General features: G+C 73.3%; 14 protein-coding genes. 9 read left to right on the top strand and 5 right to left on the bottom strand.

Features of this window, described 5'->3' with window-relative positions; all coding sequences use genetic code 11:
* Nucleotides 1-8 precede the first annotated feature (8 nt).
* Together ACFQS7_RS01355 and ACFQS7_RS01350 are read left to right on the top strand one after the other, a co-directional pair.
* On the top strand, nucleotides 9-1,259 hold the full coding sequence (locus tag ACFQS7_RS01355) for a capsule biosynthesis protein (RefSeq protein ID WP_380065221.1): 1,251 nt from the start codon (nucleotides 9-11) through the stop codon (nucleotides 1,257-1,259).
* Entirely contained in the window at nucleotides 1,256-2,143 is an 888-nt protein-coding gene (locus ACFQS7_RS01350; protein ID WP_380065220.1) for an EamA family transporter, read from the top strand. The genes ACFQS7_RS01355 and ACFQS7_RS01350 overlap by 4 nt, the downstream gene beginning before the upstream one ends.
* Here the strand turns inward: ACFQS7_RS01350 and ACFQS7_RS01345 are convergent.
* Both ACFQS7_RS01345 and ACFQS7_RS01340 read right to left on the bottom strand, forming a co-directional pair.
* Nucleotides 2,112-2,324, bottom strand: coding sequence for a hypothetical protein (locus ACFQS7_RS01345; RefSeq protein WP_380065219.1), 213 nt, complete (start codon nucleotides 2,322-2,324; stop codon nucleotides 2,112-2,114). The two genes, ACFQS7_RS01350 and ACFQS7_RS01345, sit on opposite strands and share 32 nt — an antisense overlap.
* A gap of 5 nt (nucleotides 2,325-2,329) precedes the next feature.
* On the bottom strand, nucleotides 2,330-3,160 hold the full coding sequence (locus tag ACFQS7_RS01340) for an aldo/keto reductase (RefSeq protein WP_380065218.1): 831 nt from the start codon (nucleotides 3,158-3,160) through the stop codon (nucleotides 2,330-2,332).
* A gap of 36 nt (nucleotides 3,161-3,196) precedes the next feature.
* Between ACFQS7_RS01340 and ACFQS7_RS01335 the strand changes: the two genes are divergently transcribed.
* The 4 genes from ACFQS7_RS01335 to ACFQS7_RS01320 all read left to right on the top strand — a co-directional run bounded on the left by ACFQS7_RS01335 (nucleotide 3,197) and on the right by ACFQS7_RS01320 (nucleotide 5,922).
* Nucleotides 3,197-3,814 carry a hypothetical protein gene (locus tag ACFQS7_RS01335; protein WP_380065217.1) on the top strand — a complete coding sequence of 206 codons (618 nt, stop codon included), beginning with the start codon at nucleotides 3,197-3,199 and terminating at the stop codon, nucleotides 3,812-3,814.
* Between the two features lie 3 nt (nucleotides 3,815-3,817).
* Entirely contained in the window at nucleotides 3,818-4,357 is a 540-nt protein-coding gene (locus tag ACFQS7_RS01330; RefSeq protein WP_380065216.1) for a sigma-70 family RNA polymerase sigma factor, read from the top strand.
* On the top strand, nucleotides 4,354-5,043 hold the full coding sequence (locus ACFQS7_RS01325) for an anti-sigma factor domain-containing protein (protein ID WP_380065215.1): 690 nt from the start codon (nucleotides 4,354-4,356) through the stop codon (nucleotides 5,041-5,043). Before ACFQS7_RS01330 ends, ACFQS7_RS01325 begins: the two co-directional genes overlap by 4 nt.
* Nucleotides 5,044-5,142: 99 nt before the next feature.
* Nucleotides 5,143-5,922 (top strand): DUF4394 domain-containing protein, encoded by a 780-nt coding sequence (locus tag ACFQS7_RS01320; RefSeq protein WP_380065214.1) that lies wholly within the window; start codon nucleotides 5,143-5,145, stop codon nucleotides 5,920-5,922.
* A gap of 122 nt (nucleotides 5,923-6,044) precedes the next feature.
* Here ACFQS7_RS01320 and ACFQS7_RS01315 read toward each other — a convergent pair whose 3' ends face one another.
* Nucleotides 6,045-6,971, bottom strand: coding sequence for a 3-keto-5-aminohexanoate cleavage protein (locus tag ACFQS7_RS01315; RefSeq protein ID WP_380065213.1), 927 nt, complete (start codon nucleotides 6,969-6,971; stop codon nucleotides 6,045-6,047).
* A 131-nt stretch (nucleotides 6,972-7,102) separates the two neighbouring features.
* Here ACFQS7_RS01315 and ACFQS7_RS01310 point away from each other — a divergent pair, with 131 nt between their 5' ends.
* The 3 genes from ACFQS7_RS01310 (at nucleotide 7,103) to ACFQS7_RS01300 (ending at nucleotide 9,977) form a co-directional block, all read left to right on the top strand.
* On the top strand, nucleotides 7,103-7,864 hold the full coding sequence (locus tag ACFQS7_RS01310) for a TSUP family transporter (RefSeq protein ID WP_380065212.1): 762 nt from the start codon (nucleotides 7,103-7,105) through the stop codon (nucleotides 7,862-7,864).
* Between the two features lie 9 nt (nucleotides 7,865-7,873).
* Nucleotides 7,874-9,241, top strand: coding sequence for an amidase (locus tag ACFQS7_RS01305; protein ID WP_380065211.1), 1,368 nt, complete (start codon nucleotides 7,874-7,876; stop codon nucleotides 9,239-9,241).
* Between the two features lie 163 nt (nucleotides 9,242-9,404).
* Nucleotides 9,405-9,977 (top strand): peptidoglycan-binding protein, encoded by a 573-nt coding sequence (locus tag ACFQS7_RS01300; protein ID WP_380065210.1) that lies wholly within the window; start codon nucleotides 9,405-9,407, stop codon nucleotides 9,975-9,977.
* Between the two features lie 160 nt (nucleotides 9,978-10,137).
* Here ACFQS7_RS01300 and ACFQS7_RS01295 read toward each other — a convergent pair whose 3' ends face one another.
* Nucleotides 10,138-11,715 carry an ABC transporter substrate-binding protein gene (locus ACFQS7_RS01295; protein WP_380065209.1) on the bottom strand — a complete coding sequence of 526 codons (1,578 nt, stop codon included), beginning with the start codon at nucleotides 11,713-11,715 and terminating at the stop codon, nucleotides 10,138-10,140.
* Nucleotides 11,716-11,836: 121 nt separating this feature from the next.
* Nucleotides 11,837-12,619 carry a succinate dehydrogenase iron-sulfur subunit gene (locus tag ACFQS7_RS01290; protein ID WP_380065208.1) on the bottom strand — a complete coding sequence of 261 codons (783 nt, stop codon included), beginning with the start codon at nucleotides 12,617-12,619 and terminating at the stop codon, nucleotides 11,837-11,839.

The raw sequence follows: 12,619 nt of genomic DNA, 5'->3' as shown, positions 1-12,619 counted from the left end.
CGATACGCATGCCGCTCCTCCCGCCCGCGCCGCCGCGCCGGTTCCTCTTCCTGCAGGGTCCGATCAGCCCCTTCTTCGCCGAGCTGGCCGCGGGACTGCGGGCGCTCGGCCATGCGACGCGGCGGATCAACCTCTGCCTCGGCGACCGGCTGTTCTGGGACGGCAGCGGGGCGACCGACTATCGCGGCCGGGTCGCGGACTGGCCGGATTTCGTCGCCCGCTATCTGGAGCGGGAACGGATCACCGACCTGGTCCTGCTGGGCGAGCAGCGGCCCTACCACAAGGCGGCCATTGCCGCGGCCCAGGCGCGCGGCGTCGCGGTGACGGTGACCGACTACGGCTACCTGCGGCCGGACTGGATCGTGCTGGAACGCGACGGCATGGGGGCCGAGAGCCGCTTCCCGCGCGACCCCGCCGCCATCCTGGCCCTGGGGCGGGACTGCCCGGAGCCCGACCTGGCGCAGTACCACGGCGATGATTTCTCGCTGCAGGCGCGCTGGGACGTAGCCCACCACCTGGCCTCGCTGCTGCCCTGGCCCTTCCCGCATTACCAAAGCTACCTGCTGCACCATCCCATTCCGGCCTATCTCGGCACCGGGCTGCGGCTGCTGCGGCGGCGGGCGGACACCGCCCGGGCGGCGGCGGTGCTGGCGGGGCTCGCGCCGCGCGGGCCGCTCTATCTCTTCGCCATGCAGATGGAGAACGACTACTCCATCCGCGCCTATTCCGACTTCCCCGACAACGACGCGGCGCTTCGCGTGGTGCTGGGCAGCTTCGCCCGCGGCGCGCCGGCCGGGGCGCGGCTGCTGGTGAAGGTGCATCCGTTGGATCCCGGGCTGAAGCGCTGGGGCGCCCGGCTGGCACGGCTGGCGGCGGAAGCCGGGGTCGCCGGGCGGGTGCACCTGCTGGACGGGGCACTGCCGGCCGACCCGGTGATCCTCGGCTGCCAGGGGGTGGTCACCATCAACAGCACGCTCGCGGTGCAGGCGATCGTGCTGGGCCGGCCGGTGCTGGCGCTCGGGCGGGCGATCTACCAGGTGCCGGGGCTGGCCTGGCAGGGCGCGCCGGACGCGTTCTGGCAGCAGGCGCCGCCGCCCGACCCGCTGCTGGCGGCGGCCTTCCTGCGCGGCATCGCCGCCTGCCTGCATGTCCGCGGCCGGTTCTACGGCCGGCCGGGGCTGGACGCGGCGGTGGCCGGGGCGGTGCGGCGGCTGCACCTGAACCTGATCAACCAGCCGCTGCCGGACCCGCCGGGGTGACCGGCCGGCTGGCCGCGGTGCTCTTCGTGCCGCTCTGGAGCTCCGGCATCCTCGGCGGGGCGATGGCGATCCGGCATGGGCCGCCCTTCGCGGTCACCGGGCTGCGCATGGCGCTGGCCGCGCTGGTGCTGGCGCTGCTGGCGCTGGCCTGGCGGGCGGACTGGCCGCGTGGCGCGGCGCTGGGCCATGCCGTGGTGGTCGGGCTGCTGCTGCAGGGCGCGCATTACGCCGGGATCTATGCCGGCTTCGCGCTGGGGATGCCGGTCGGCGTCGCCGGGCTGGTGGTCGGGCTGATTCCGGTGGCGACGGCGCTCGGCGCGGCGCCGCTGCTGGGGGAGCCCTTCACCCGGCAGCGGCTGGCGGCGGCGGGGCTCGGGCTCGGCGCGGTGCTGCTGGTGGTGGGCGGGACGCTGGCGGGCGGTGCCGGCGGGGCGGCGCCCCTGGCGTTGGCGGCGGTCGCGCTGGCCGGCGGGGCGGGCGCGGCGCTGTGGCAGAAGCGGTTCGGCGGCGGCGGCCAGGGGCTGGGCGCGGCGGCGGTGCAACTGGCCGCGGGCACCGCGGTGATGGGGCTGTGCTGGGCGCTGCTGGAAGCCGGCGTGGCGCGCGGGATCGACTGGAGCCCGGGCTTCCTCGCGCCCTTCCTCTGGACGGTCCTGGCGAATTCGGTGGGGGCGACGCTGCTGCTGCTCTGGCTGCTCGGCCGCGGCGCGGCGGGCCAGGTGACCGGCCTGTTCTTCCTGGTACCGCCGGTCACCGCGCTGGGCGCGGCGCTGCTGCTGGGGGAGGCCCCGAGCCCCCGGCTGTTGGCCGCCATCCTGCTGGGCGCGGCGGCGCTGTGGGTGCTGCGCGAGCCTACTGGTCGTCGAAGCCGCGCCGCTGGCTGAAGCGCATCAGCCAGACCAGCACCCCGGTGATGCCCAGCGTGAAGAAGATGCCGAGCAGCAGGGCGACGACGCCGTGGAAGCCGATCTCGGCCCCGGCGATCGCGTGCCAGCCGGTCCAGGCGGCGTAGGCCGCCAGGCCGAGCACGAGCAGCAGCAGGCCAATGGTAAGGGCGCGGGCCATGCCGGCTACAGCATCGCCAGCCCGCGCTTGCGTTTCGGCGGCGGGAAGGCGGCATCCAGCGCGGCCAGGTCCTCGGGCGTGAGGCGCAGGTCGCGCGCCGCGGCATTCTCCCGCAGGTGCCCGGGATTGGACGCCTTGGGGATGCTGATCACCCCGGGCTCGCGCAGCGTCCAGGCCAGCGCGACCTGGGCCGGGGTCACCCCGTGCCGCGCCGCCACCCGCGTCAGCGTCGCATCGCGCAGCAGCGCGCCGCCCTGGCCAACCGGCGAATAGGCCATCACCGGCATGCCCCGCTTGCGGCAGAAGGACAGCAGGTCGTATTCGATCCCCCGCGTCCCCAGGTTGTAGAGCACCTGGTCGGTGGCGCAGTCGGCCAGCGCCGGGCCGAGTTCCTCCAGGTCGTCCACATCCAGGTTGGAGACGCCCCAGCGGCGGATCTTTCCGGCCGTGCGCATCCGTTCCATCGCCTCGACCGTATCCTCCAGCGGGACGGAGCCACGCCAGTGCAGCAGATAGAGATCCAGCGACTCGACCCGCAGCCGCTTCAGGCTGCGGCCCAGCGCGGCGTCCAGCTTCCGGCCCCCGGCATTGTGCGGATAGACCTTGGAGACCAGGAAGACCTCGTCCCGCCGCCCGGCGATGGCCTCGGCCACCACCTCCTCGGCGCCGCCCTCGGCATACATCTCCGCGGTGTCGATCAAGGTCATCCCGAGGTCGAGGCCGAGCCGCAGGGCCGCGGCCTCCCGCGCCCGGTCGGCGCCGCGTTCCCCCATGTGCCAAGTGCCCTGGCCGAGCGCGGGGACTTCCCCGCCATCCGGCAACCGCACAAGTGTCATTCCGCCACCTCCCGTCCTGCCGGTATCATCCGGTCCATGCTCCGCACCGCAACCCTCGTCCTCGCCCTGCTTCCCATCGCCGGCCTGGCGCAATCCCCGGCCCCGGCCGACCAGGATATCGGCACCTGGCGCCTCGGCTGCATCCAGGACCGGATGACCGACCGCGCCGCCTGCGCGCTGCGGCACCGCGACTGGGTGGACAAGCCGGCCGCCGGCACGCCGGGCCTGGCGCTGGAGGTCATCGACCGGCGGGGCCGGCTGGTTCCCGCGGTCACCGCGCGCGACCTGACGATCGAGGGCGCCGGGCGCGGCCTGCTGGCGCTGACCGGCACGGCGCAGCTCCGCTTCCCCCCCAACAAGCTGTTCGAGCTGCCCTGCGGGTTGGAAGGCCGCAGCGTGGTCTGCGCCCCGCGGCCTGAGGATGCGGCGCGGGCCGAGCAGGAATTGCTCGCCGCCGACCGCGCTTTGGTCCGCATCGTCGGCGGCACCGGCCAGAGCAGCACGGCCGAGCCGGTGGAGCTGCGCCTGGCCGGGACCCGGGACGCGCTGGCCCGCTTCGCCCGGGAGGCCCCGCCGGATGCGACGCGGGAGCCCGAAGGGTTCGATGGGCGCGAGATGATGCAGCGGCTGTTCCGCTTCTTCGGGACCAATTAGGCGGTGCGGGCCGAACCCACCTTGGCCACGCTGCTGGTCGCGGTCGCCGGCGGCGACCGCGGCGCGCTGCGCGCGGTCTACGACCGGCAATCGGTGCGGCTGTTCGGCGTCGCCAACGCCATCCTGCGCGACCGCGACGCCGCCGCCGATGCCCTGCAGGACGCCTTCCTGCGGGTCAGCGAGCGGGCCGGCCAGTTCGACGCCTCGCGCGGCGAGGCCTCGGCCTGGCTGGCCGGCATCGTCCGCCATGCGGCGCTGGACCTGGCGCGGAAGCGCGGCCGCGAATTGCCCACCGACGACCCGGCGCTGGGCGACATCCCCGTCGCACCCGAGGCGCTGGAGGCGGTGGCGGCCAGCGCCGAGGGGCGGCGGCTGCGCGACTGCCTGGCGGCGCTGGAGGAGAAGAACCGGCGTGGCATCGTGCTGGCCTTCGTGCATGGGCTGTCGCATGCCCAGGTGGCAGCAAGGCTGGAATTGCCGCTCGGCACGGTGAAGGCCTGGATCCGCCGCGGCCTGGCCCAGTTGCGGGAGTGCCTGGCATGATCCCGACCGATCCCGTGGAGCGCGAGGCGCTGGCCGCGGAATACGTGCTGGGCACGCTGGATGCGCGCATGGCCGCGGAGATGGCGGCCGCCCTGCCGAGCCAGGCCGACCTGCGCGCCGCGGTCGAGGCCTGGGAGGCGCGGCTCGCGCCGTTGACCGAACTCGCCGTGCCCGAGGCGCCGCCACCCGACCTGTGGCGGCGGATCGAGGCGGCGCTGCCGGGCGCCGAGCCCGAGGAAGAGCCCGCGCCGCGGCGGCGCTTCGGCCTCTGGCAGGGCTGGGCGATCGGGGCGAGCGCGGTGGCGGCCGGCCTCGCCACCTTCATCCTGCTGCAGCCGGCGCCGGAGCCGCCGCTGATGACCGTGCTGCTGACCAGCCGCGACCAGCCTGCCTGGGTGGTGGAGGCGGAGCGCGGCGGCACGCTGCGGCTCGCCTCGCTCAACCCCCAGCCGGTGGATGCGGACCGGGTGCTGCAGCTGTGGGCGCTGCCGGAGGGGGCGACGGCGCCGACCTCGCTGGGGCTGATCCCGGCCTCCGGGCGGATCACGGTGACGCCGGAGACGATCCGGCCGCAGCCGGGGATGCTCATCGAGATCAGCCTCGAGCCGCCGGGGGGGTCCACCACCGGGCGGCCGACTGGGCCGGTGCTGTTCATCGGTCGATTGAGCGCGGCCGGGGCGAGTTGATCGCCATGCTGTGACCGGCCGGCCGCATCCGCTGGCGCCGGCGCTCCGTAAAGCCGGCAGCGGGGCCGAGACGGTCCCGTTCGCCGAACGGAGAGACCTATGCTTCGCACCATCCTGCTTGCCGGCGCCGCCTGCCTGGCGCTCGGCGCGACCGCCCGCGCCACCACGCTGGTCAGCCTGACCGCCGACAACCACCTGGTCCGCTTCGACAGCGAGACCCGCCGCGCCATGCCGGCGGTGAGGGTCAGCGGGGCGGAGGGAAGGCTGCTGGGCATCGACGTGCGGCCGGCCGACGGCAAGCTCTACGGGCTGACCGATACGGGGCAGATCGTGACCATCGACGCCGCGACCGGCCGCGCCATGGCGGTAAGCCGGCTGGGCGAGAGGTTCGAGAGCGGCGGCCGCGCCACCATCGACTTCAACCCGGTCGCCGACCGCCTGCGGGTGATGGGCATGAATGGCACGAACCTGCGGGTGAATGTCGAGACCGGCGCGGCGACCAAGGACGGCACGCTGAAATATGCCGCCGGCGGGCCGATGGCCGAGACCGCGCCGCGCATCGTCGCCGGTGCCTATACAAACAGCATGGCCGGCGCGAAGGAGACCATGCTGTTCACGGTGGACTCGCTGTCCCGCTCGCTGAACCTGCAGGCGCCGCCGAACGACGGCGTGCAGCAGCCGAAAGGCGAGATCGCGGCGAGCCTGCCGGCCGGCGTGGCCTTCGACATCCTGAGCGACGGGCAGGGCGGCAACGCCGCCTGGCTGCTGGCCGGCGGGATGCTGCACACGCTCGACCTGGCGAGCGGCAAGGCGATGCCGGGGATGGTGGTGACGGGCCTGCCGCAGGCCGAGGTGATCGACATCGCCGCGATGCGGTAGCCGAAGCGCGCCCCGGCGCGGCCAGGGTCGAGATGCGGGCCGGCCGCGCCCCCCACCGCCGGCCTGCGTCGCCGTGCCGGGGAAAGCGGGGGGCGGGGATCGCCATCCCCGCCCCTTCCGCCTCAGAACTTCACGCGGTCGCCGCCCTTCAGCGCCAGCATCTCCCGCGCCTCCTTCGGCGTGGCGATCTCCAGGCTGAGGTCTTCCAGGATGCGGCGGATCTTCGTCACCTGCTCGGCATTGCTCTTCGCCTGCACGCCCTTGCCGAGCCAGAGCGAATCCTCGAGCCCGACCCGCACGTTGCCGCCGAGGATGCCGGCCATGGTGGTGAAGGGCATCTGGTTGCGACCCGCCGCCAGCACCGACCAGACATAGTCCTTGCCGAAGAGCCGGTCCGCCGTCTCCCGCATGAACAGGAGGTTGCGGTGCTCGGCGCCGAGGCCGCCGAGGATGCCGAAGATGGTCTGGGTGAACAGCGGCGGCTCGACGATCTTTTTGTCCAGCATATGGGCCAGGTTGTACAAATGGCCGACGTCGTAGCATTCGAATTCGAAGCGGGTGCCGTGGCCCTTGCCCAGCTTCTCGACGATCTGCTCGATATCCTTGAAGGTGTTACGGAAGATGAAGTCCGTCGTGCCCTCCAGGTAGGGCCGCTCCCACTCGTACTTGAATTTCGGGATGCGCGCCGCGCTGCCGGAGATGTTGAAATTCATGCTGCCCATGTTGAGCGAGCACATCTCCGGGCTGGCCTGCAGCGGCGCGGCGAGGCGCTCGTCCACCGTCATGCCGAGCCCGCCGCCGGTGGTGATGTTGATCACCGCGTCGGTCGACTGCTTGATCACCGGCAGGAACTGCATGAACACCGCCGGGTCGGGCGTCGGGCGGCCGTCGTTCGGGTCGCGGGCATGCAGGTGGATGATGGCGGCGCCGGCCTCGGCCGCGGCGATCGACTGCTCGGCGATCTCGGCCGGGGTGATGGGCAGGTAGTCCGACATGCTGGGCGTATGGATCGCCCCGGTGACGGCGACGCTGATGATGACCTTGGCCATGGCCGGTCTCCTCCGATTCAGGCGGGGAATCTGCCCCGGCGGCGGGGCGGCGTCCAGGTATCGCCGGCCTGGACGCCGCGGCAGGACGCGTGGCCTTTCCGCCCGGGCCGGCACGGGCGAGGATGCCGGCGATGGATATCGCCCTCGCGCTGCCGGTCGGCCCCGCGCTTGCTTGGCTGCTGGGCGCGGCGCTGGCGGGCGGGCTGGCGCGCGGCTTCTCCGGCTTCGGCGCGGCGCTGATCTTCGTGCCGCTGGCCGCGGTGGCGCTCGGCCCGCAGCGGGCGGCGCCGCTGATGCTGGCGCTGGAGGTGCTGGCGATCGCCGCGCTGACGCCGGCCGCCTGGCGCATCGCCGACCGGCGGGAGGTCGGCTGGCTGGCGGCGGGCGCCGCGGCGGGCACGCCGCTCGGCGCCGCGGTGCTGGCGCTGGCGGACCCGCTGGCGCTGCGCTGGGGCGTCGCGCTGACGATCCTCGCGCTGCTCGGGCTGCTGGTCTCCGGCTGGCGGTTCCGCGGCGTGCCGTCGCGCCCGGTGACGCTGGGCTTCGGCCTGGCGGGCGGCGTGCTGGGCGGCATCGCCATGGTCAGCGGGCCGCCGGCGATGGCCTACCTGATGGGCCGCGACGGGCCGGCGCGGCAGCTGCGGGCGGATTTCGCGCTGTACCTGGCGGCCGGCGCGGTCTTCGCCGGCATCGCCTATGCGGCGGCCGGATTGCTGGATGCGGCGCTGCTCGGGCCCTTCCTGGTGGCGGCGCCGGCCTATGGCCTCGGCATCTGGGGCGGTGCCAGGATGTTCGGCCTGGCCAGCGAGCGGGTGTTCCGCCACGCCTGCTTCGGCATGATCGCGCTGGCGGCGCTGCTGAGCCTGCCGGCCTGGGACGGCGTGCTGCGATAGGAGGGGACGATGGGGACCTATGCACCGGGCAGGTTCCGCGCGCTGACCTGGCACGACGCCGCGCCGGCCTTCCGCGACGGCACCGACACGCCGCGCGCCTGGCTTGAACGCTGCCTGGAGACGATCGCGGCGCGCGAGCCGGTGGTGCGCGCCTGGGTGGTGCGGAACGAGGCCGGGGCGCGCGCCGTGGCGGATGCGAGCACGGCGCGCTGGCGGGCCGGGCGGCCGCTCTCGCCGATCGACGGGATGCCTGTCGGCATCAAGGATTTGCTCGAGACGCGCGACATGCCGACCGAGATGGGCTGCGTCGGCTACAAGGGGAATTTCCCGCGGCGCGACAATGCCGCGGTGACGGCGCTGCGCGCGGCCGGCGCGGTGGTGCTCGGCAAGACGGTGACGACGGAACTGGGCGGGGCGCATCCGGGGCCGACGACCAACCCCTTCGATCCAGGGCGCACGCCGGGCGGGTCGTCCTCGGGCTCGGCGGCGGCGGTGGCGGCGCGGATGGTGCCGGCGGCGATCGGCACGCAGGTGGGCGGCAGCATCATCCGGCCGGCGGCCTATTGCGGCAACGTGGCACTGAAGCCGAGCCAGGGTGCGATCAACCGCGGCGAGAGGCAGGCGACGAGCCAGAGCACGCACGGCGTCCATGCCGGCTGCATCGAGGACATGTGGCTGGTGGCGGTGGCGATCGCATCGCGGGTCGGCGGCGATCCCGGGCGGGCGCCGCTCTCGGGCCCCGCGGCGCCGCCGGCAGCGCGCCGGCCGGAACGGCTGGTGGTGATGGAGACGGAGGGTTGGGCCGAGTTGGACGCGGCCAGCAGGGCGGCCTTCGGCGCGCTGCTGGCGCGGCTGGAGGCGGCGGGCGTGACACTGGTCCGCCGCGGCGACCATCCGCTGGTGGAGCGCTTCGAGCAGGGCATCGCGGAGGGCCGCAGCATCTGCGGCGCGGTCACGGCCTGGGAGAACCGCTGGAACACCCGCAACCTGCTCGACCAGAACCCGGACGGCATCAGCGCCCGGGCCAAGGCGGTGCTGGCGCGGGCGGAGGCGATGACGGTCGGCGACTACCAGGCGGCGCTGGCGATGCGGGAGGAAGCGCAGGCGCGCCATGCGCGGATCGCGCCGCTGGCCGATGCGGTGATCGCGCTGGCCTGCCCCGGCCCGGCGCCGCTCTGGAACGGCGAGACCGACACGCCGCGCCCGACCGGCGACATCGCCTTCAACGCGCCGTCGAGCATGCTGTTCGCACCCGCCGTGACGGTGCCGCTGCTGGCGGTGGACGGCATGCCGGTGGGCGTACAGGTCATGGCCCAACCCGGCCAGGATGCCGGCGCGGCCGCCATCGCACGGTGGCTGCAAGACTCGGGAAAATAGAGACCGCGCAGGGGGTTGCCCCCCCTGCCCTGGCGGCCCGCCGGCCGGCTTCGCCGTGCCCGCAGCCGCACCATTCCGCATCCCAGCCGCTTCGCCATCGAACCGCAAGCGATGTCGGGTGTTCGAAGCGATGGTCTCGGAAACGGATGGAGAAGAATACGCCATGGGTCGCACGAGGTCATGGGTGGCGCCGCTGCTGGTGGCGGCCTGCCTGTCCACGCCCGCCTGGTCGCAGCAGGCGCCGGCGCTGCTCTACACCCAGCCGCTGGCGCCGGCCGCGGTGACGGCAGTGCAGGAGAAGCTGCGCCAGGCCGGCGCCTATACCGGCCGCGCCGACGGCGTCTGGGGGCCGGACAGCCAGGCGGCGCTGGAGCGCTTCCAGTCGACGCGTGGCCTGGTCACCTCTACCCAGCTCAACCCCGCCACCGCGGCGACGCTGGGGCTGAGCCCGAGTGAACTGCTGGCGGCAGGGCCGGGCGCCGGCCCGGCCCCGGGCACGCCGGCGGCGATCGCGACCGAGCCGCTGAACCCGGCCGCGGTGCGCAACATCCAGACCCGGCTGAAGGCGCTGGATTTCTATCGCGGCGAGGTGGACGGCATCTGGGGCGCCAGCACGCAATCGGCAATCGAACGCTTCCAGCAGGGCCGCGGGCTGCAGGCGACCGGGCAGATGAACCCCGTCACGGCGCGGGAGATGGGGCTGGACGCTGCCAACCTGGCGGCGCCGATCCGCTAGGGCATGATGCGTCGGGCTTTGCTCACGCATCGTGATCTAGCGCCTGTTCGGTCGCGCGATTCAGGCTTTTCGGCGATGCCGCCCCATGCCATCGCGCTCCAGCGTCTGTCCGGCCGCGCGATTCAGGCTTTTAGGCGATGTCGCCGCAAGCCATCGCGCTCTAGTCGGCCGGGCGCACGCCCATGGCGATGGTGCGCTCGTCCATCCGCGGGTCGTGCTTCAGGCCGCGGCGATGCGCCCAGGTGTTCACGTATTGCAGGAGCTGGATCATCGGCTCCTGCCGCGCGTAGGTGGCCACCGCCTCGCGCCAGATCGCCTCGCGCGCCTCGTCGTCCATGCTGGCGGCGCCGCGGGCGAGGAGATCGTCGATCACCGGGTCGGAGTGCCGCGTCATGTTGGACGCGCCGGTCAGCTTCGCGCGGTCGTAGGTCGAGACGATGGCGAGCAGGTAGTTCGAGGCCTCCCCGGTGCTGCTGCCCCAGGCGCCCAATTGCATCGCGTGCTCCTGCCGGGTGCGGCGGGGGACGAAGGCGGCGAAGGGCATGGCATCCACCTGGGTCCGCACGCCGATCCGCGTCCACATCTGCGCCACCGCCTGGGACAGCCGCGCATCGTTCGGCCAGCGGTCGTTGGGCGTGGCGAGCGTCAGGCGGAAGCCCTCGGGGTAGCCGGCCTCGGCCAGCAGGCGCCGGGCGGCGTCGGGGTCAAAGGGCGCGGGGCGTACCTCCGGATTGTAGCCGAAGGCGCCGCGCGGCAGCCATTGCGCGGTCGCCTCCGCCGCACCGTCCATGGCGCGTTCCACCAGCGCATCGCGGTTGATCGCCTGCGACAAAGCCTTGCGGACCCGCGGGTCGAGGAAGGGATTGCGCGGCAGCGGCGTGCCGGCGTTGTCGGTGACCAGGGGCGTCGCGCCGCTGCGGGAATAGTCGGGCGACAGGAACACGGTGCGCAGCGAGGCGATCTCGGTGACCACCAGCTTCGGCTCCCGCTTCAGCCGGGCCAGGTCGGTGGTGGGGATCTGCTCGATCAGGTCGACGTCGTCGGCCAGCAGCGCCGCGGTGCGGGCGCCGTCGTTCAGCAGGAAGCGGAGGGTGACGCGCGACCAGGGCTCGCGCTCGCCCCAGTAGGCGTCGTTCCGCGCCAGCTCGACGCGGTCGCCGGAGCGGTAGGCCGCGAGCCGGTAGGGGCCGGTGCCGACCGACGCGCGGCCGCTGTTGTAGTCCTCGGGCTGCGCGCCTTCCGCCGCATGGCGGGCGATGATGTTGACCGAGGCGAGGTCGAGCGGCAGCAGCGGGTGCGGCTGCCTGGTATGGATGCGCAGAGTATGGGCATCCACCACCTCGGTCCGGGCGATCGACCGCAGGAAGCCGCCGAAGCCGCCCGGGCTGTTCGGCACGTTCGGGGCGCGCTCGAAGGTGAAGACCACGTCGTCGGCGGTGAAGGGGCGGCCGTCATGCCAGGTGACGCCCTGGCGCAGCCGAAACTCCCAGACGGTGTCCGAGACGGCGCGGTAGCTCTCGGCCAGCGAGGGGTGCGGCCGGGCGCGCGAATCGCGTTCCACCAGGCGGTCGAAGATGTGCTGCCCCAGCGCGTTGTTGGGGCCGAGGTTGTGGTAGTGCGGGTCGACCGTGGTGACCGCCGCGGCATTGCCGACGACGAGCGTGTCAGCCGGGCGCTGGGCGGCGGCGGGCAGCGCCGCGAACAGCAGGGCGAAGGCGGCGTGGCGAAGGCGTGGCATCGTCTGTCTCCCGGCGGCCTTTTCGGCTTCGGGAAAAGGTTAGGGAAGCGCCGCGCGCCTGCCAAAGAAAAACCCCGCCGGGCTCGCGCCTGGCGGGGCTTTCAGGGATGGCGGCGGGGGATCAGGTTTCCCGCTCGACCAGCATCTGCTTGATCTTGCCGATGGCCGCCGCCGGGTTCAGCCCCTTCGGGCAGGTCCGGGCGCAGTTCATGATGGTGTGGCAGCGGTAGAGCCGGAACGGGTCCTGCAGGTCGTCGAGCCGCGCGCCGGTCGCCTCGTCGCGGCTGTCGGCGATCCAGCGATAGGCCTGCAGCAGCACGGCCGGGCCGAGGTAGCGGTCGCCGTTCCACCAGTAGGACGGGCAGGCGGTGGAGCAGCAGAAGCACAGGATGCACTCCCACATGCCGTCGAGCTTGGCGCGCTCCTCCTTGCTCTGGCGGCGCTCGGCATCCGGCGGCGGCGGCGTGTCGGACTTCAGCCAGGGCTCGATGCTGCGCAGCTGCGCGTAGAGCTGCGACAGGTCCGGGACGAGGTCCTTCACCACCGGCAGGTGCGGCAGCGGGCTGATCTTCACGTCGCCCCGCACGTCATCGATCGGCTTGAGGCAGGCGAGGGTGTTCAGCCCGTCGATGTTCATCGAACACGACCCGCAGATGCCCTCCCGGCAGGAGCGCCGGAAGGTCAGCGTGCTGTCGACCTCGTTCTTGATCTTGATGATCGCGTCGAGCACCATCGGGCCGCACTTGTCGAGGTCGATCTCGAAGGTGTCGGTGCGCGGGTTCTCGCCGCTGTCGGGATCGAAGCGGTAGATCCTGAAGGACTTGACGTTCTTCGCGCCCGGCTCGGCCTTGTAGGTCTTGCCCTGCTGGATCGTCGAGTTCTTCGGCAGCGTAAAGGTAGCCAT

Origin of the sequence: Dankookia sp. GCM10030260 (assembly GCF_042666655.1) — a bacterium.
Classification (GTDB): Bacteria; Pseudomonadota; Alphaproteobacteria; order Acetobacterales; family Acetobacteraceae; genus Paracraurococcus.
Note: the sequence above shows the minus strand (reverse complement) of the source record. Positions and strands in the feature narration are given on the sequence as shown.